Origin of the sequence: Cellulomonas algicola, assembly GCF_003851725.1 — a bacterium.
In the GTDB taxonomy this organism is placed as follows: Bacteria; Actinomycetota; Actinomycetes; order Actinomycetales; family Cellulomonadaceae; genus Cellulomonas; species Cellulomonas algicola.
Genome location: NZ_BHYL01000257.1, coordinates 1 through 18,260, shown reverse-complemented (window position 1 = coordinate 18,260; position 18,260 = coordinate 1). Strand labels below are relative to the sequence as shown.

At 75.6% G+C, this 18,260-nt stretch carries 16 protein-coding genes and 1 pseudogene; 8 read left to right on the top strand and 9 right to left on the bottom strand.

What is annotated here, in order from left to right; genetic code table 11:
• From CTKZ_RS15550 to CTKZ_RS15530, 6 genes and pseudogenes are all read left to right on the top strand, one after another.
• A partial coding sequence (locus tag CTKZ_RS15550) for a resuscitation-promoting factor (RefSeq protein ID WP_148090506.1) occupies positions 1-889 on the top strand: 889 nt, incomplete at its 5' end.
• 103 nt (positions 890-992) lie between these two features.
• On the top strand, positions 993-1,946 hold the full coding sequence (rsmA, locus tag CTKZ_RS15545) for a 16S rRNA (adenine(1518)-N(6)/adenine(1519)-N(6))-dimethyltransferase RsmA (protein ID WP_124343796.1): 954 nt from the start codon (positions 993-995) through the stop codon (positions 1,944-1,946).
• Positions 1,943-2,887: a 4-(cytidine 5'-diphospho)-2-C-methyl-D-erythritol kinase gene (locus CTKZ_RS15540; protein ID WP_124343795.1), complete on the top strand. Its 945-nt coding sequence runs from the start codon at positions 1,943-1,945 to the stop codon at positions 2,885-2,887. The genes rsmA and CTKZ_RS15540 overlap by 4 nt, the downstream gene beginning before the upstream one ends.
• A gap of 78 nt (positions 2,888-2,965) precedes the next feature.
• Positions 2,966-3,448 (top strand): annotated as a pseudogene (locus CTKZ_RS22740) (ATP-binding cassette domain-containing protein); the annotation flags it as partial.
• Between the two features lie 48 nt (positions 3,449-3,496).
• Positions 3,497-4,768: an ABC-F family ATP-binding cassette domain-containing protein gene (locus tag CTKZ_RS15535; protein WP_371852380.1), complete on the top strand. Its 1,272-nt coding sequence runs from the start codon at positions 3,497-3,499 to the stop codon at positions 4,766-4,768.
• Between the two features lie 28 nt (positions 4,769-4,796).
• On the top strand, positions 4,797-5,282 hold the full coding sequence (locus CTKZ_RS15530) for a hypothetical protein (protein ID WP_124343793.1): 486 nt from the start codon (positions 4,797-4,799) through the stop codon (positions 5,280-5,282).
• Positions 5,283-5,294: 12 nt separating this feature from the next.
• Here the strand turns inward: CTKZ_RS15530 and CTKZ_RS15525 are convergent, their stop codons facing one another.
• The 8 genes from CTKZ_RS15525 to CTKZ_RS15490 all read right to left on the bottom strand — a co-directional run bounded on the left by CTKZ_RS15525 (position 5,295) and on the right by CTKZ_RS15490 (position 15,066).
• Entirely contained in the window at positions 5,295-5,810 is a 516-nt protein-coding gene (locus CTKZ_RS15525; RefSeq protein WP_124343792.1) for a hypothetical protein, read from the bottom strand.
• Between the two features lie 95 nt (positions 5,811-5,905).
• A complete protein-coding gene (locus CTKZ_RS15520; protein ID WP_124343791.1) occupies positions 5,906-6,529 on the bottom strand; it encodes a GNAT family N-acetyltransferase in 624 nt (207 codons plus the stop codon).
• Positions 6,526-8,784 carry a penicillin acylase family protein gene (locus tag CTKZ_RS15515; protein WP_124343790.1) on the bottom strand — a complete coding sequence of 753 codons (2,259 nt, stop codon included), beginning with the start codon at positions 8,782-8,784 and terminating at the stop codon, positions 6,526-6,528. The genes CTKZ_RS15520 and CTKZ_RS15515 overlap by 4 nt, the downstream gene beginning before the upstream one ends.
• 88 nt (positions 8,785-8,872) lie before the next feature.
• On the bottom strand, positions 8,873-10,744 hold the full coding sequence (locus tag CTKZ_RS15510) for an IucA/IucC family protein (protein WP_124343789.1): 1,872 nt from the start codon (positions 10,742-10,744) through the stop codon (positions 8,873-8,875).
• Positions 10,741-11,361 carry a GNAT family N-acetyltransferase gene (locus CTKZ_RS22685; RefSeq protein ID WP_124343788.1) on the bottom strand — a complete coding sequence of 207 codons (621 nt, stop codon included), beginning with the start codon at positions 11,359-11,361 and terminating at the stop codon, positions 10,741-10,743. The genes CTKZ_RS15510 and CTKZ_RS22685 overlap by 4 nt, the downstream gene beginning before the upstream one ends.
• Positions 11,358-12,713 carry a lysine N(6)-hydroxylase/L-ornithine N(5)-oxygenase family protein gene (locus CTKZ_RS15500; protein ID WP_124343787.1) on the bottom strand — a complete coding sequence of 452 codons (1,356 nt, stop codon included), beginning with the start codon at positions 12,711-12,713 and terminating at the stop codon, positions 11,358-11,360. Before CTKZ_RS15500 ends, CTKZ_RS22685 begins: the two co-directional genes overlap by 4 nt.
• Positions 12,710-14,170 carry a pyridoxal phosphate-dependent decarboxylase family protein gene (locus CTKZ_RS15495; RefSeq protein ID WP_124343786.1) on the bottom strand — a complete coding sequence of 487 codons (1,461 nt, stop codon included), beginning with the start codon at positions 14,168-14,170 and terminating at the stop codon, positions 12,710-12,712. The genes CTKZ_RS15500 and CTKZ_RS15495 overlap by 4 nt, the downstream gene beginning before the upstream one ends.
• Before the next feature lie 194 nt (positions 14,171-14,364).
• Positions 14,365-15,066, bottom strand: coding sequence for a TetR/AcrR family transcriptional regulator (locus tag CTKZ_RS15490; RefSeq protein WP_124343785.1), 702 nt, complete (start codon positions 15,064-15,066; stop codon positions 14,365-14,367).
• A 93-nt stretch (positions 15,067-15,159) separates the two neighbouring features.
• Here CTKZ_RS15490 and CTKZ_RS15485 point away from each other — a divergent pair, with 93 nt between their 5' ends.
• Complete coding sequence (locus tag CTKZ_RS15485; RefSeq protein WP_124343784.1) at positions 15,160-15,900, top strand: DUF4386 domain-containing protein; 741 nt, start codon at positions 15,160-15,162, stop codon at positions 15,898-15,900.
• Positions 15,901-16,027: 127 nt separating this feature from the next.
• Here the strand turns inward: CTKZ_RS15485 and aztD are convergent, their stop codons facing one another.
• Positions 16,028-17,302 carry a zinc metallochaperone AztD gene (aztD, locus tag CTKZ_RS15480; protein ID WP_124343783.1) on the bottom strand — a complete coding sequence of 425 codons (1,275 nt, stop codon included), beginning with the start codon at positions 17,300-17,302 and terminating at the stop codon, positions 16,028-16,030.
• Positions 17,303-17,547: 245 nt separating this feature from the next.
• Here aztD and CTKZ_RS15475 point away from each other — a divergent pair, with 245 nt between their 5' ends.
• On the top strand, positions 17,548-18,192 hold the full coding sequence (locus tag CTKZ_RS15475) for a DUF6518 family protein (protein ID WP_124343782.1): 645 nt from the start codon (positions 17,548-17,550) through the stop codon (positions 18,190-18,192).
• The last annotated feature ends 68 nt before the right edge of the window (positions 18,193-18,260 follow it).

Sequence of the window (18,260 nt, the reverse complement as noted above, 5' to 3'; positions counted from 1 at the left end):
CGCGCGCCAGGTGACCGTCTCCCTCGACGGCACCGAGAAGCCGGTGTGGACCACCGCGATCACCGCCGACGAGGCGCTCGACACGCTCGCGTCCCGCGCGAGCGACGTCGCCCTCGTCGCGTCCCGCTCCGCCGCCGGCGGCCGCCCCGAGCTCGCGCTCGACCTGACGCTGCACGGCTCCGCCGACGTCCTCGTCGACGGTCAGACGCTGCAGACCCCGGACGGGGACGCACGCGTCGCGCAGGTCCTCGGCGAGCTCGGCATCACGCTCAACCCGCTCGACCGGGTCTCCGTCCGCCAGTCGCCCGAGGGGCGCGTGCAGGTCGTCGTGAACCGCGTCGCCGTGCAGGAGGTCGCCTCGACGCACGCGGTGCCGTTCGCGTCGAGCACGCAGGAGGACGCGACCCTCTACACCGGCCAGCGCAAGGTCGCCGTCGCGGGCGTCGCGGGCGTGCGCACGCTCGTCGAGCGCGTCACGACGGTCGACGGCGTCGAGACGGCCCGCGAGACCGTGTCGGACCAGATCACGCAGGCGCCGGTCGACGAGATCGTCAAGACCGGCACCAAGGCCCGCCCGGCGCCCGCGCCCAAGGCGACGTCGTCCGGCTCGACGGCCGCCGCCGGCCCGATCACGGCGGGCGGCAGCGCCGACTCGCTCAACTGGGCCGCGCTCGCGAAGTGCGAGTCCGGCGGCAACCCGTCGGCCGTGTCGTCGACGGGCAAGTACCACGGGCTCTACCAGTTCTCGGTGGCGACGTGGCAGGCGGTCGGCGGCGCCGGCCTCCCGTCCCAGGCCAGCCCCGACGAGCAGACCGCGCGCGCGAAGATGCTGTACAACCGCTCCGGTGCGGGCCAGTGGCCCCACTGCGGGAAGTACCTGTTCTCCTGACGCGCTCCTGACGCGCACCTGACGCCACGCGTCCCGACGCCCGCCGCCCCGCCCGGGGTCGGCGGGCGTCGGCGTCCCCGCGCGAGCGCCTAGGCTCTTCGCCATGTCGACCTCGCTGCTCGGGCCCGCGGAGATCCGGGCGCTCGCCGAGCGCGCCGGGGTGCGGCCCACCAAGACCCTCGGGCAGAACTTCGTGCTCGACGCGGGCACGGTCCGCAAGATCGTGCGGCAGGCGGACGTCGGGCCGGGCGAGCGTGTCGTCGAGGTCGGCCCCGGGCTCGGGTCGCTGACGCTCGGGCTGCTCGAGGCGGACGCGGACGTCGTCGCGGTCGAGATCGACCCGGTCCTCGCGCGGCTGCTGCCCGGCACGGTCGCGGAGCACGTGCCCGGGCTGACGGCGGCGCAAGCCGACGACGTGGACGGCTCGCCGGTCGTCGTGCTGCGCGACGCGGACGGCCGTGACCGCCTGACGGTCGTGCTGCGCGACGCCCTCGAGGTGCGCGAGCTCCCCGGGAAGCCGCCGGTCGCGCTCGTCGCCAACCTCCCGTACAACGTGTCCGTCCCCGTGCTGCTCACGTTCCTCGAGCGGTTCGACTCCCTCGAGCGCGCGCTGGTCATGGTGCAGGCCGAGGTCGCCGACCGCCTGGCCGCACCGCCCGGCAGCCGCACGTACGGCGTGCCGTCGGCGAAGGCCGCCTGGTACACGCACGCGCGCCGCACGGCGACAGTCGGCCGCAGCGTGTTCTGGCCCGTGCCGAACGTCGACTCCGCGCTGGTCCGGCTGGACCGCCGCGAGCCGCCGAGCACGACCGCGGCCCGCGAGGAGGTGTTCGCGGTCGTCGACGCGGCGTTCGCGCAGCGGCGCAAGATGCTGCGCCCGGCCCTCGCGTCGCTCGCCGGGTCGGCCGACGCCGCGCAGGCCGCACTCGTCGCCGCAGGCGTGGACCCGCAGGCCCGGGGCGAGCGGCTCGACATCGAGGCGTTCGCGCGCATCGCCGAGCACCTCGCGTCCCCCGCGGGCGCGGGTCCTGGCGGACCTGGCACAGTGGAGCCGTGACGCTGACCCCCGTGGCCCCGCTGCCCGAGCACGAGGTCAGGGTCCGCGCGCCCGGGAAGATCAACCTCTCGCTGCGCGTCGGACCGCGCGACGAGGACGGCTACCACCCGCTGTCGACGGTGTTCCAGGCGGTCGGCGTCTTCGAGGAGGTCGTCGCGACGCCGTCGGAAACGTTCGAGCTCACGGTGAGCGGACCGCAGGCGGAGGTCGTCCCGACCGACGACGGCAACCTCGCGCTCCAGGCCGCGCGCCTGCTCGCGGAGCGCGTCGGGATCGACACGGGCGTCCACCTGCACGTCGTCAAGGACGTCCCCGTCGCCGGCGGCATGGCGGGCGGCTCGGCCGACGCCGCCGCCGCGCTCGTCGCGTGCGACGCGCTGTGGCGGACCGGCCTGAGCCGCGACGACCTGCTGGACCTGGCCGCGAGCCTCGGGTCCGACGTGCCGTTCTCGCTGACCGGACACACCGCCGTCGGGTCCGGTCGCGGGCACCTGCTCACGCCGGCCCTCACGCGCGGCGAGTTCCACTGGGCGTTCGCCGTGCAGCACCGCGGGCTGTCGACGCCCGCCGTGTACCGCGCGTTCGACGAGCTGCACGGGCACGACGCCCTCGGCGAGCCGGACCCCGAGGCCGACGTGCCGCTCATGCAGGCGCTGCGGGCCGGCGACGCCCGCGCTCTCGGTGCCGCGCTCCACAACGACCTGCAGATGGCGGCCCTCGAGCTCGACCCCGGGCTCGCCGAGCCGCTGGCCGTCGCCGAGGACGCGGGGGCGCTCGGCGTCGTCGTGTCCGGGTCCGGCCCGACGGTCGCCGCGCTCGCGCGCAGCCGCCAGCACGCGCTCGTCCTCGCGGCCGCGTTCACGGCGTCAGGCGTCGCGGACCGCGTGCTCACGGCGGCCGGTCCGGTCGCGGGTGCGCGCGTGGTGTCGGCGACGGACTGACCGGCGTCGTCGCGCCCGCGGAGGCCTGACCAGCGCGGTCGTCGTGCGGCCTGGGGCGACGGGTAGCCTGTCGCCTCGATGGCTCACCTGCTCGGCGCGGACCGCGTCACCCTCACGCTCGGCACGCGCACGCTCCTCGACGAGGTCAGCCTCGGTCTGGACGACGGCCAGCGCATCGGCGTCGTCGGCCCCAACGGCGCCGGCAAGTCCACCCTGCTGCGCGTCCTCGCCGGCCTCCAGGAGCCCGACGCCGGACGCGTCACGCGCGCGGGCGGTGCGCGGGTCGCCGTGCTCGACCAGCGCGACGACCTGCCGCCCCGCACCGTCCTCGACGCGGTGCACGGGTCCGCCGACGCGCACGAGTGGGCGTCGGACGCCCGCATCCGCGCCGTGCACGCGGGCCTGCTGTCCGACGTCGGCCTCGACGCCGACGTGTCGTCGCTGTCCGGCGGGCAGCGCCGTCGGGTCGCGCTCGCGGCGCTGCTGGTCCGCGACGACGAGGTGCTCGTGCTCGACGAGCCGACCAACCACCTCGACGTCGAGGGCGTCGCGTGGCTCGCCGCGCACCTCGTCGAGCGGTACGCGCGCGGCTCCGGCGCGCTCGTCGTCGTGACGCACGACCGCTGGTTCCTCGACGCCGTCTGCACGCGCACCTGGGAGGTGCACGACGGCGGCGTCGACCAGTACGACGGCGGGTACGCCGCCTACGTGCTCGCGCGCGCGGAGCGTGCCCGGACCGCGGCGACCACCGAGGAGAAGCGGCAGAACCTGCTGCGCAAGGAGCTCGCGTGGCTGCGTCGCGGCGCACCCGCCCGCACGTCGAAGCCGCGGTTCCGCATCGACGCCGCGAACGCGCTCATCGCCGACGAGCCGCCGCCGCGCGACCGCATGGAGCTCGCCCGGATGGCGACGGCCCGGCTCGGCAAGGACGTGCTCGACGTCGAGGACGTGACGCTCGCGTTCGGCGACAAGGTCCTGCTCGACGACGTGACGTGGCGGCTCGGCCCAGGCGACCGGATCGGCGTCGTCGGCGTCAACGGCGCCGGCAAGACGACGCTGCTGCGCCTGCTCGCCGGGCGGCTCGCGCCCACGTCCGGGCGGGTCAAGCGCGGCAAGACCGTCGCGGTCGCCGAGCTGCGGCAGGACGTCGAGGACCTCGACGAGCTCGCGGACCTGCGCGTCGTCGAGGTCGTCGAGCGCGAGAAGCGGTCGATCGTCGTCGGCGGCAAGGAGCTCACCGCGTCGCAGCTCGTCGAACGGCTCGGCTTCCCGCGCGACCGCGCGCGCACCCCGGTCCGCGACCTGTCCGGTGGCGAGCGGCGGCGCCTGCAGCTGCTGCGGCTGCTGGTCGGCGAGCCCAACGTCCTGCTGCTCGACGAGCCGACCAACGACCTCGACACCGACACGCTCGCCGCGCTCGAGGACCTGCTCGACGGCTGGCCCGGCACGCTCGTCGTCGTCTCGCACGACCGGTACCTGCTCGAGCGCGTGTGCGACCGGCAGGTCGCGCTGCTCGGCGACGCGAAGCTCCGCGACCTGCCCGGCGGCGTCGAGCAGTACCTCGAGCTGCGCCACGCGGCCGGTGAGGCGCAGCCGCCCGCGGCCGTGTCGCCTGCCGCCGACACCGCTGTGCCGGGCGACGCCGTCGTGGCCGCAGGCACCACGCAGGCCGAGGTGCGCGCCGCGCGCAAGGAGATCGCGCGCATCGAGCGCCGCCTGTCGCGCATCGCCGACCTCGAGAAGGACCTGCACGACAAGATGGCCGCGCAGGCGACGGACCACCAGGCCGTGCTCGCGCTCGACGCGGAGCTGCGCACGCTCGCGGCCGAGAAGGACGAGCTCGAGGCCGCCTGGCTCGAGGCCGCGGAGGTCGCGGGCTAGGGCGTCCGGCGGCGCGAGGGTCGGGGACGTGCTGGCGACACCCGGTGTCGGCACGGTGCTGAGGCAGGGCGACGGCATGATGTGGGCCATGGGTCTGCTCACCGAGTACTTCGTCGCTCCGACCGACGAGGCCGCAGCCTCGGTCCACTCGGACTCGATCCCGGCGCACGCCGTCGACGGCGGTGGCATCGAGCCGGTCGTGCACCTGGGGACCCTCGAGGAGCTGCTCACCGGCAGGACGTTCGAGGAGGTCCTCGACGACGCACCGACGTCACCGGTCGCCGACCGTCACGGAGGGGAGGAGCTCGTCGTCCGGCTCACGGACGCGCTGACGCGAGCCCTCGCCGACGTGAGCGACGGCCGCCTCGACGAGGTCGCCGTCTCCTGGTCCGAGACCGACGAGCTGGAGGGCGCGGACCCCGCCGACCTGGCTGCGTTCGCCCGAGCGCTCTCCGCACTCGCGCGCCGGGCGCGCGCCGAGGGGGCGCATCTCTACTGCTGGCTGAGCCTCTGACTGCAGCGGATCTCAAGCGCCCAGCAGGTTCGACGCAGCCACTGCCGTCGCTGCCCCCACCACGAGCAGCAGCGTGCCGAGCATCGTGCAGATGCGGCCCGGGGAGAGGCCCGCCAGCACCTGCCGCACGGTGCCGAGGAACGTGCCGAGCTGTTCGAGCGTGGCGCCCGCCGGCAGCATCCCGCCGACCGCGGACTGCGGCTTGTCGGGGTCCGGTGAGATGTGCGGTCCGGGTGCGATCGCGAACGCGTCGGACCGGACAGCCTCCGCCGTGAGCAGTCCGACCCCGACGCCGACGAGCAGCGCCCCGACCGCGACCGCCGCGCCGATGCCGTACATCGCGAGCGCTCGGTCCGCCGACGTCCCGGCGACGACGACCGCGACCGACGCCGCGACGACGAAGCCCACGCCACCCGCGACGCTCCACCACCGCACCGACCGCAGCGCGCTCGCGCGGTCGTGCAGCGGCGCCCACGTGACCGCCCCGAGGTGCGGCTGCTGCTCCGGCTCGCTCGACGTCCCGGCCATGGCGAGGTCCCCCCGATCCTCGTGCGCCCGACCGGTCCAGCGTCCGCCCCTCGGGCGCGCGCGACAAGGATGATCCTCGGGCGCCGGTCGCGCGCTCAGGCCCCGGCGGTCGTGGGGCGCACCTCCGCCCAGCGCTCGCGCGTGAGGAACGCGAGCTGTGCGCGCTTGGTCGGGAGGTCGACGACGGGTCCGAGCACGAAGCCCTGGCGGGTGGCGCGTGACACCGCCCGGTCGTTGCGCGCGTCGGGCTCGATGACGACGCGACGTGCGGCCGGCGGTTGGAAGAGCGCGTCGAGCACCGCGCCCATGAGCAGCGTCGAGAAGCGCGGGGTCGGGCGGCCGCGCGCGCCGAGCAGGAAGTGCAGGCCGAGGTCGCCGGGCTGGACGTCGTAGGCCTCGCCGACGGGGTCGTGCTCGGGCTCGTACGTCTGCAGCAGCGCGACGGGCAGGCCGTCGCGGCGCAGCAGGAACGCGTGGTGGCTCGGCAGGCCGTCGACGAACGCGTACGTGTCGCGCAGCTCGGTGCGGCTCAGCCCGCCGAGGCCCCAGAACCCGGTGTGCGGCTGCGTGACCCAGGCGTGCACGGTGTCGAGGTCGCCGTCGGGGTCGAGGACCGTCGTCGTGAGGACGCCCAGGCCGGGCACGTCGCGCTTGTCGACGACCGTGCCGCGCGGGCCCGAGCGCAGGCGCGCGCCCGTCGTGGGGGCGGTGGTGGTCATGGCAGGTCCTCCCGGTGCAGCCGGTCCCAGTCGGTGACGACCTCGGTCGTGCGGGCGTCGAGCCACGCGTCGAGCTGGTCAAGGGCGTGCGGGTCGCCGGGCACGCCGCTCGCGCCGAAGGGGACGTTCCAGCGGCTGCGCTCGCGGTCGGCCAGGTCCCACACGTAGCGCGCGACCGAGCCGCGCCACGAGCGGTGCGTGACGCCGGGGGTCGACGACGTCGAGCGCACGCACTCCGTGTCGCCGCCGACGCCGGCGTCCACCCTGAACGGGGACGCGCACCCCGAGACCTCGTCGAGCACGTGCAGGGGGTGCAGGCGGTGCAGGTCCGCCCAGGTCGCGGCCTCGTCGTCGGCCGCGGTGCCGTCCGTCCGGGGGGCGTGCGCCTCGGCGATGACATCCTCGAGCGCGGCACGGGCCAGGGCCGGTCCGTCGAGGCGCAGCCGGTCCGGGTCGGCGCAGTCGGCGTCGAGCAGCGCGGGCAGCGCGTCCGCGACCCGCGCAGGTACGACGAACCACGGCGCCAGGACCGGGCCGGCGCCCGCGTCGTCGTGCAGGGCAGCGAGCGACGGGTGCGCGGCGACGCGTCGGACGAGGGCCGACCGCCAGCGCGCGAAGTCGGCCGCGCTTGGGCTGTCGGCCGCCATCTCCCGATCCCATGCCAGGAGCCGGTCGCGCAGCCGGCGTGCGTCGGCCGACAGGTCCACGGCGTCGGCCGACCGGTCCGCATCGGCGGGCGGGAGGTGCGCGAGGAGACGCGCCGCGCCGTCGTGCCGCACGTCGCCGTGCACGCGCGCGGTGCTCGCCGCGGTCGCGGGCTCGTCGCGGGTCGCGTCGAGCAGCGTGCGGATGCGACGGGCCCGCTGCGGCGGCGCGTAGAGGGCGCCCAGGTCGTGGTCCGCGTGCGCGGGGCGCTCGTTGGCGTCGACCGCGACGTCCGTGACGGGCTCGGGGTCGACGGGCGACACCCAGCGCGGCGGGCGCCCGGCGTCGGACCACGCGTCGTGGGGGCGGTGCCGCAGGCCCGCGTCGCGGTCGGGGACCCGTCCGGCGACGACGCGCAGGACCGTGCCGTGCCGGTCCCCGACGAGCACGCGGTTGACCGGGTCGACCCAGTCCCGCAGCACGCCGGCGACCTCGTGCGCGGTGCGCACGTGCAGCAGCCGACGCAGGCACCCGACGCCCGCGTCCGCCGTCGCGCGCACGGGGAACCGCACGGACCACGCGTCGCGCTCGACCACGTCGTCGCCGGTGACGGCACCGCGTCCACCGGGAGGTGCGGCACGCACGACGTCCGCGACCTCGCGCGCGGGACCGTCGTCGGGACGTTCCCGCCACAGCAGCAGACCGCGCGCGGTCTCGCCGACCAGCGCGGGGACGTCGGCGCCGCCGCGGACGCGGATCGACTCGGTGTGCACCGACGCGGGCTCCCAGCCGTCCGGCCCTCGCGCCCGCCACCCGTCGGACGACCGGCGCAGGCGCTCCCGGAACACCTCGACGTGGTGCGCCATCGCGTTCGTCACGCCCCACGCGACGTCGCCGGTGTGCGCGACGTGCGGGACCCCGGGAACTCCGGGGAAGGCCAGCCCGACGACGTCGACGCCGGGGCACGCGAGCCGGACCTGCTGGTAGACGCCCGGCAGCTCGAGCAGCCGGTGCGGGTCACCCGCGACGAGCGGGAGGCCGCTCGCGGTGCGCGACCCGTGCAGCGCCCACGCGTTGCTGCCGCCCGAGCCGGGGTCGCCCGCGCCGCCCGCGGCGTCGAACAGGCCGACGGCGTCGTCGCCGAGCGCGTGCGCGACGTGGTCGTTCCACAGCAGCCGCGGGAACGTCGAGAACAGCACGTGCGCGACGAGCAGCACCCCGACCGGTCCCCACGCGGGCCACGGCTCGCGCGTGGTGGTGCCGCCGAGGTGCGCGTCGAGCGCCTCGACCTCCGCGACCGGGCGCCCGCGCAGGCCGTCGTCGATCCCGCGGACGTACGCGGCCAGCCACGCGCGGTCGTCCTCGGGCAGCGCGTCGTGCACCCGGCGCGCGGTGTCGGCGATGCGCAGGCGACGCGCGAGCACGTCCCAGTCGACGCCCGCGGGTCCGAGGCGCTCGGCGAGCCGACCCTGCGCGCGCCACAGGTCGACCTCGACCTGCCACGCGCGGTCGACGGCCGTCACGAGGCCCTGGCCGTAGGCGAGGCCGAGCTCGTCGTCGGCGCGGACGTGCGGCACGCCCCACGCGTCACGGAACACCTCGACCGTCATGCGCCCACCCTGCTGCGGGCCCGAGCGGTCGCGCACGTCGTCACGCACGCGCGGGCGCGCGTCGCCGGGGACGCGGACGCGCACGCCGTCATGCGTCGCGCCGCCGGGCGACCGGGTTGGCGAGCGTGCCCGCGTAGATGAGCGAGCCCGACGGGTCGGTCAGGTCGACCATCTGCGCGGTGTTGCGCAGCTGCAGCCGGTTGAGGCACGAGTGCGCGAAGCGCCGGGCGCGCAGGTCGACGCGTCGGTGGAGGTCGGGGTGGCGTGCGGCGTGCGCGTCGATCACGTCCGCCACGAGGCCCCAGAACGCCCGCTCGTCGAGCAGCCCGTCGGTGTCGAGGATCGCGGCGAGGTGCCGCAGGAACCCGTCGAACACGTCGGTGAAGACGGCGAGCGCGGCCTCGTCGGCGTCCACGGGGTGCCGCACGCGCGCGACCTCGTCGGGCAGGGGCCGGTCGGTGAGGACGACGACCTCCTCGCCGATGTCCTTGAGGAACGCGCCGACCGGCACGTGCGCGTCGAGGTCGAGGATGACGTTCTCGCCGTGCGGCATGAACGCGAGGTCGTGCGCGAGCAGGCAGTGCACGAGCGGCGTGAGGTAGACGTCGAGGTAGCGCCGCACCCACGCGGTCGCGTCGAGCCCGGACGCGGCGACGAGCGCGCCGACGTAGGACGCGCCGTCCGCGTCGCGGTGCAGCAGCGACGCCATGGTCGCGAGCGCGTGCCCGGCCGGGACGAGCGGGACGGGGCTCTCGCGCCACAGCGCGGCGACCATCTTGCGGTGCGCGTTCGGCTGCGGCGTGCGGTGGTACGCGTCGCCGGTGTACCCGATCGCGACGCGCTCGCGCAGCACGCGGAACCCGAGGGCGCCCAGCACGGGGTCACCCGCGACGAGGTCCGCGACCCAGTCGTTGATCGCCGGCGTCGCCGCCATGTACGCGGGCGACAGGCCGCGCAGGAAGCCCATGTTCTGGATCGCGAGCGCGACCTTGACGTAGTGCCGCGACGGGTCGGACACGTTGAGCAGCGTGCGGATCGACTGCTGCGGCAGGTAGTCGTCGTCGCCCGTGCCCAGGAGGACGAGGTCGCGGCGGGCGACGTCGGGCGCGAACGTGATCGCGAGCCGGTGCTCCCACTGCCACGGGTGCACGGGCAGCCAGCGGTAGCCGGCCGGGTCGAGGCCCAGGTCGCGGAGCTGCGCGTGGAAACGCGCGATCGTCGCGCCGCCCAGCTCGGCGAGGTAGAAGTCGTCCTCGTCGAGCCCGTCGCCCAGCGCGAGGTGGCTCACGTCGCGCCGCACCGCGAGCCAGACGAGCCGCACGGGCCGGCCCGCCTCGGGCGCGTAGGCGGCGTGGTCGCCGACGCCGAACCCGATGCGGCCGTTGTTCGCGACGAACGACGGGTGCCCCTCGGTCATCGCGGCCTCGACGTCCCACAGCGGTGCGCCGACGAGGTCGCCGGCCGACGGGCCGCCGTGGTGGGCCTTGAACGCGCCGCTCGCGAGGGTCGACGCGAGCTCCTCCAGGTACACCGCGAGCAGGTGGTCGGGGATGCGCAGCAGCGGCTGCAGCTCGAGGACCAGCGCCATCGCGTCGAGGGCCGCGGGCTCGCCGTCGACGTCGCGCGTGAGGCTCGCCTCGTCGAGCGCCCAGTGCTCGAGCGACAGGCGACGCGCGCGGAACCGGTACACGACGCGGCCGTGGTCGAGGACGACGCGGTAGTCGTGCGGGTCGCGCTCGTCGTCGACGGGCCCCGAGGGCTCCAGATGCTCGGCGGGAGCGGTGGCCGTCGCCGCGGCCTCCTCCAGGACAGGCGCGAGCAGCCGCTCGTGCGCGAGCTCCGACAGGGCCTTCGCGACGAGGTGCCGCTGCGCGACGGCCATGGCCTCGGGTCGCAGGTGCGCGGCGGTGCTCAGGACGGGCGCGTGCCCGGTGCCCGGACGTTCGGTGGTGGCGGTCATCGCAGGGTCCTTCCCAGGGGGCTCGCGGCGAGGTCGGCGCGCGTGCAGACGGACAGCAGCGCGCGCTTGCCGGGAAGGTCGACCTCCCGCAGCACGCGGAACCCGGCGGCCGCGTTCTTCGCGGCGATGCGGGTGTTGGTGACGTCGGGCTCGACGACGACGCGCGTCGCGCCGAGGTCGTCGAGCACGAACCGCACGACCTCGCGCATGACGGCCGAGGTCAGGCCGTGCACGGGGGCGCCGGTCGGCGGCGCGACGAGCAGGTGCATACCCACGTCGCCAGGCTCGGCGTCGTGGACCGCGGTGAGCAGCACGTGCGCGGGGTCGTACGTCTCGACGAGGAACGTCGGCTCCCCGTCGACGCGCCCCAGCCAGGCCTGCTGGTGCGGGTCGGCCGCGAGGTCGTCGAGGTACGCGCGCAGCTCGTCGACGGTCAGGTGGCCCATCTCCCACGCCGTGGACCGCGGGTGCGTGAGCCACGCGTGCAGGCGCGGGAGGTGGGCGATCACGTCGAGCGGCTCGAGCGTGACGACCGGCGACGGCGACCCGGCGGTCGTCGCCTGAGACCCGGCCGGTACGTCCGCCGCGACGGCCACGGGCGTGCCGGGCGCGCTCATCGCGCGCCCCCGACCAGCGCGTCGGCGTCCTCGGCGGACGCGACCCGCTGCGCGTCGGCGGGCACCCCGAACTCCTGGAACGCGATGCGGCGCTCGCGCGGGTAGACCTCGCGCCCGACGACGGCCTCGAGGATCGCCGACGACCGCCACGCGCCGAACCCGAGGTCGGGCGCGGTGACGCCGTGCGTGTGCTCCTCGCCGTTCTGCACGAACACGCGCCCGCGCCCGCCGTCGACGGAGTAGTCGCGCGCGACCGCGAACCGCCCGCGCTCGTCGAGGTCGAGGCGGTCGAGCACGGGGTCGAGGAACGCGGGGACCTGCGCGGCGTACCCGGTCGCGAGGACCAGCGCGTCGGTCGTCCGCTCGTGCTCGGCGTCGAGCTGCCCGTGCCGCAGCCGCAGCGTGAACCGCTCGCCGTCCCACCGCGCGCCGACGACCTCGGTGTCCGTGAGGAGCGTCGTCGGGACGGGTCCGGCGGCGCTCTTGCGGTAGAGCGTGTCGTAGATGTCGTCGACGAGCGCCGCGCTGATGCCCTTCGACAGCGCGCGCTGCTCGCGCCCGACCCGGTCGCGCACGTCCGGCGGGAGACCGTGGAAGTGGTCCGTGTACTCCGGGGACGTCATCTCGAGCGTGAGCTTCGTGTACTCCATCGGGAAGAACCGCGGTGAGCGCGTGACCCAGTCGAGCCGGTAGCCGCACCGGTCGACGTCCTGGAGCAGGTCGCGGTAGATCTCGGCCGCCGACTGCCCGCTGCCGACGACGGTCACGCTGCGCGCCGCCTGCAGCGACGCCCGGGACGGCAGGTAGTCGGCGCTGTGCACGACAGGCCCGCCGAGGTCCCGCAGCGCGGACGGGACGACCGGCTGCGTGCCGACGCCGAGCACGACGTGCCGCGTCCGGTACGTCTCGACGCCGCCGTCGGGCCGCTGGGCGCGTACGAGGTAGTCGTCGCCGTCGGCCTCGACGTGCACGACCTTCCGCCCCCAGCGCAGCGTCGGCAGCTGGTCGGCGACCCACCGGCAGTACGCGTCGTACTCGGCGCGCAGCGGGTAGAACGACTCGCGGATGTAGAAGGGGTAGAGCCGCCCGGTGGCCTTGAGCCAGGCGAGGAACGAGAAGCGCGACGTCGGGTCTGCCATGGTCACGAGGTCGGCGAGGAACGGGACCTGGATCGTCGCGCCCTCGAGCATCATCCCGTGGTGCCACGCGAAGCCGTCGCGGCCGTCGAGGAAGACCGCGTCGAGCCCGAGCGGGTCGGCGAGCGCGGCGAGGCCCAGGTTGAACGGGCCGACGCCGATGCCGACGAGGTCGTGCGTGCGGGTGCCGGTCGTGCCGTTCGCGCTCGCGCTCACCGGGCCACCGCCGCCGCGTCCGCGACCAGGTCGTCGCCCTCGACGAGCGCGGCACCGGCCGCGCGCACGAGCTCGAGCACGCCGGCGACGTCGTCGAGCGTCGTGTCGGGGTTGAGCAGCGTGAGCTTGAGGCACGGCCGCCCGTCGACGACCGTCTTGGCGACGAGCGCGCGTCCCGAGCCGAACAGCGCGGCGCGGACCTGCGGGACGAGGGCGTCGGCCTGCGCGTCCGGGACCCCGGCGGGCTGGTACCGGAACAGGACGGTCGACAGCTGCGAGCGCCCGACGAGGACCAGGTCGTCGTCCTCGTCGACCCACCGGTGCGCGGCGGCGGCGAGGTCCAGCACCTCGTCGAACATCGCCCCGAGCCGGTCGGCGCCGAGCGCGCGCAGCGTCGTCCAGAGCTTGAGCGCGTCGAACCGGCGCGTCGTCTGGAGCGACTTGTCGACCTGGTTCGGCTCGTCGCTGTCCTCGGGGTTGAGGTAGTCGGCGTGCCACGCGACGGGCGCGAGGTCGGCGGGGTCGCGGACGAGGAGCGCGCTCGACGACACCGGCTGGAAGAAGCTCTTGTGGAAGTCGACGGTGACGGAGCGGGCGCGCTCGACGCCGTCGAGCAGGTGCCGGCGCGTGGGGGAGACGAGCAGCCCGCAGCCGTAGGCGGCGTCGACGTGCAGCCAGGTGCCGTCCTGCGCGCACGCGTCGGCGATCGGTGCGAGCGGGTCGATGCAGCCGCGGTCGGTCGTGCCCGCGGTCGCGACGACCGCCATGGGCACGTCGCCCGCGGCGCGGATCGCGGCGAGCGTGGCCGCGACGCCGTCGGACCGCAGCCGCCCGAGCGCGTCGACGGGGGCGGTGACGACGGCCTCGGTCGCGAGGCCCAGCAGGAGCGCGGCCTTCTGGACGCTGAAGTGGCTCGACGTGCTGGCGACGACGCGCAGCCGCGGCAGGATGGCGCCACGGTCGGCGACGCCGGCAAGCGCGTGCTCGCGCGCCAGCAGCAGCCCCTGCAGGTTCGACTGCGTGCCGCCCGACGTGAAGATCCCGTCCCCGGCGGCGAAGCCGATGCGGCGCGCAGTCCAGTCGACGACGCTGCGCTCGACGAACGTCCCGATCCCGGACTGGTCGAACGTGTCGACCGACGGGTTGACCGCCGCGAGCACGGCCTCGGTCGCGACCGCGGGCAGCACGACGGGGCAGTTGAGGTGGGCCGCGTAGGTCGGCAGGTGGAACCACACCGCGTGCTCGAGGACGAGCTCGTCGACCTCGCGCAGCGCCGCGGGGGTGCCGATCGCCGGCCCGTCGAGGTCGACGGCGTCGACGAGCGCCCGCAGCTGGGCGGGGGGCGCGCCGGAGTACGGCTGGGTGGTGGTCCGCAGGCGTGCGGCGAGCCGGTCGACGGTGGTGTGGACCGTCTCGGCGTAGTGGTCGGCGGTGCGGGACGACAGCAGCTCGCGCACGCGAGGCCCCCCTGGGGTCGACGAAGTGGAGCACTCCGCCGGTGAGGTGATCCTTACCCAGCGAAGGCTCGCCTAACCTAACCGGGCTCACGCTCGCGTCAAGCCGCGCGCCGAGGCGTGGACGATCCCGGCGAGTCGGACGGGCGTCCGGATGGGAGGGCCGGGGCGCGCGTGCGGACCCGCGACGGCGCAGGTCAGGGGGTGCGGCGAGCAGCGCGCGCGGTCGTCGACGACCACCCGTCGCGGTGCAGCCGCTCGAACCCGTCGAGCAGGAGGTCGAGCGAGAACTCGAACTCGAACCGGTCGTCGCAGCCGGCCTCGACGACGCTGCCGGGATCGTGCGACGCCGCGCTCGCGACCGCGACGACGTGCGGGAACGCGGCGACGAACATCGCGGCGGTCTCGTCGTCGAGCGGCGTGCCCGCGGCCGTCGACTCGGTGTGCAGCTCCTGGCTGAACCCCAGTGCACGGCTGCCGAGCGTGTGCATGACGTGGTGCGTGAGGTCGGTCGTGAGGCCGCCGCGCAGCAGGATCGCGATGGTCGCGTCGAGGTGGCCGAGGATGACCGGCGTCGGTGCCTCCTGCGCCTCGAGCACGCGACGGGCCCACGGGTGGCGCAGCAGCGCGGCGCGCGCGTCGAGGACGCGCGTGCGCAGCGCGTCCTTCCACGGCAGGTCGGGGTCGGTCGCCGGGATCTCGCCGACGACGCGGTCGACCATCGCGTCGAGCAGCTCGTCCTTGTGCGCGACGTGCTTGTAGAGCGCCATCGGCACGACGCCGAGCTCCTGCGCGAGCCGCCGCATGCTCACGGCGTCGACGCCCTCGGCGTCGGCCAGGTCGACAGCGGCGTCCAGCACGCGGTCGCGTGTGAGCGGCGCGCGTCGCTCGTCCGCCATCCAGGTCACCTCCTTGACCGGTGTACACCGTACACCTATGGTCGGCAGACATCAGGTGTACGCCGTACACCTCCTCGACCCAGGAGTGCCGCCATGAAGCCCAGCCGTGGGAACGCCGTCGTCGTCGGCGCCTTCTTCGTCCTCGCCGCCGTCGCCGCCGTCGCGGGGCTCGTTCTCTACCAGCCCGCGCTGAGCGACCCGGGGTACGTGCTCAGCGCCGGGGTCGACACCCAGGTCCTGCTCGGCGGCTTCCTCGAGGTCGTCCTCGCGGTGTCCTGCATCGGGACGGCCGTCACGATCTACCCCGTGATCCGGCGGCACGCCCCCGCGGCGTCGATCGCGTACGTCGCGGGCCGGCTGCTCGAGGCCGCCGTCATCTGCGTCGGCATCGTCGCGACGCTCGCGCTCGTCACGCTGCGCCAGGAGCGCGCCGCGGGCGTCGAGGGCACCGCCGACGACGGCGCGCTCGTCGCCGTCGCGCACGGCCTCGTCGCCGTGCACGACTGGACGTTCCTCCTCGGGCCTGGGCTCGTGATCGGTCTCAACACCCTCGTGCTCGCGGCCGTCGTCCACCGCGCGCGCCTCGTCCCGCGCGCGATCACGGTGCTCGGTCTCGTCGGCGGCCCGCTCGTCTTCCTGTCCTCGACGCTCGTGCTGTTCGGGGCGTACGCGCAGGTCTCGCCGGTCGCGATGGCCGCTGCGATCCCCGTCACCGCCTGGGAGATGAGCCTCGCGGTCTACCTGATCGTCAAGGGCTACCGCACCCCCGTGCAGCCGCCGGCCGCGAGCGACGTCGTCGACGCGGGCCGGCGCCCGGTCGCGCTGCCCGCCTGACCGACCCGCGCCCGGCGCGCCGGACGGCCCTCGTGGCCCGTCCGGTTCGTCGCCGGGCCCCACGACTCACCGGTGCCCGCGCGGGTCACCCCACCGCGCGGGCACCGGGAGAGTCGGAGGGGCGGCGTCAGTGCGCGTGCCGCCCCGCCGCCGACGTCAGCTCGTTCGGCGTGACGTCGAGCTCGGCCGACCGCCACACCTCGCCCGTCGCGACGTCGACCGCGAGCACCCGGTTCGTCGCCGGGTCCGTGACGTAGGCGGTCCGGTCGAGGACGTGCAGCGTCGGGCGGGGCTCCTGCCACTCGTCGGGCTCGGTCCACGCGTCGATCAGCGGGATCGAGCGCGTGAGCGTCCCGGCCTCGGGGTCGATCACGTGCAGCGACCCGTCGGTGCCGAGGACCAGCGCCTCGCCGTCGTGGCCGCGGCCGAGCGAGCGGAAGGTGTACGACGCGGGCAGGTCGACCAGGCGCAGCGACGCGGTGCGGGTGTCGACGAGCGACACGCGCGTCGGCCGCTCGAGCTCGGCGTCGGGGTCGGACTTGTAGTCGCCGAGCACCACGGCCGACTCCTCGCTGCCCGCCTGGTTGCCGATGCGCCCGTACGCGTCGGGGCTCGCGACCTTGGTGATCGTGTCCTCGCCGACGACGACGAGGCCGTCCTGGCAGCCCACGACGACCACCTCGTCCGCGGCGACCGCCTCGCCGTGCACGCCGGGGCACGCGTCGGTCGCGGCGACCTCGGCGTCGTCCGCGTCGAGCAGCCGCACGCCGCTGCGCTCCTCCTCGGTGCCGTCCGACACGACGAGCGCGTCGTCCCCGCGCAGCACCGCGACGCCGTGGTGCGGCGACGGGGTCGTGTACGTGCGGGTCACGGCGTCCTCGCCGCCCGCGACGTCGTGCACGTCGAGCACCGTCACCTCGCCGGTGCCGTCGTCGAACAGCGCGACGCGGTCGTCGTGCACGACGACGTGCCCCGGCTTCTCGGCCGCGTAGGTGACGTCGGTGAGGGCCGGGTCGGCGGTCCAGTAGTGGGCGTGGTCGCCGTGCTCCTCGGCCCAGGTGCCCGCGTCGAGCACCTGGAAGCCCGCGTCGGTCGACACCATCACGTGGCGACCGTCGCCGGCGGGGTTGACGCGCAGGAAGCCGTCCTTCTCGATGCGGTCGACGGTCTCGAGCGTGTCCGCGTCGAGCACGAGCAGGCCGCCGTCGTACGTGACGACGAGGCGTGGCTGGTAGGTCGCGGCCTCGGCGGCGTCGCTCGACGGGGTGCTCCCGGTCGCGGTGGACGCGGGGGTCGCGTCCTCGGCGGTGCCGGCGCACGCGGCGAGCAGGAGGAGGGGGAGCGCGGCGGCGGCCGCGCGGGTCGCGTCGCGGAGGCGGGGGCGGGTGTGGGTCTGGGTCATGAGGTCGTCAGGTGCCGCGCGGCGGCACCGGCTCCTTCCTGGTCGTGGCGCGACGCGGCTGCGTCACGAGCAGGACCGTAGCAGACGATGACTATCGTTCTCATTAAGACGGCGAGGGGCCCGAGGGTCGACCTACGGGCGCACACGACGTCGTCGACCCGTCCGACCACGGGCCGACGTGATCGCGGCACACCCCTCCCGCGGACCGACGCGACGCACCCGTGCGCGGACCTAGCGTCGGGGCCGTGACCAGCACCGTCGACGTCCCCGGCGTCGCCCCCGCGCGCCGCACCACCGCGACCCTCGCCGTCCTCGGGCTCGCCGCGGTGCTCGGGCTCGCCTGGGGTGCCGCCACGTCCTTCCTCCAGACGGTCCTGCCCGCCCCGTTCGCCGGGCTCGCGAACGCCGTGTCCCCGTGGCTCGTCGTGCCGTTCCTCGTCGGCGCCCGCGCGCGGACCCGGCCCGTCGCCGTCGTCGCGGGTCTGCTCGCGTGCGTCCTGCAGGTCGTCGGCTACTACGTCACCGCGGACCTTCGGGGCTTCGGGCTCTCGCTCACGTCGATCGCCGAGTGGATCGTGACCGGCGTCGTCGGCGGGCCGGTCTTCGGGCTCGCCGGCCACCTCTGGCGCACCGCGACGGGACGCCTGCGCGGGCTCGGCGAGGCGCTGCTCGTCGCGGTCTGGGTGACCGAGTCCGTGGTCTCGTACGGCATCCGGCTGCACTACGTGGGCGACGCCCTCGTCTTCGGGTCGATCGCCGTCGCGCTGCTCGTCACCGTCGGACGCCGACCCGGGCCGCTGCGCGCGACGCTCCGGTGGCTCGCGGTCACGGTGCCCGCCGGCGTCGCCGGGATGCTCGCGCTCGACCCGCTGCTGCGCGTCGTCGGCTGACACGCGGCCGCGCGGCACCGACCTGCCCTCGCGGCGGCCGGCGCCCTGACGCCGGCCCGGCCCCGCGC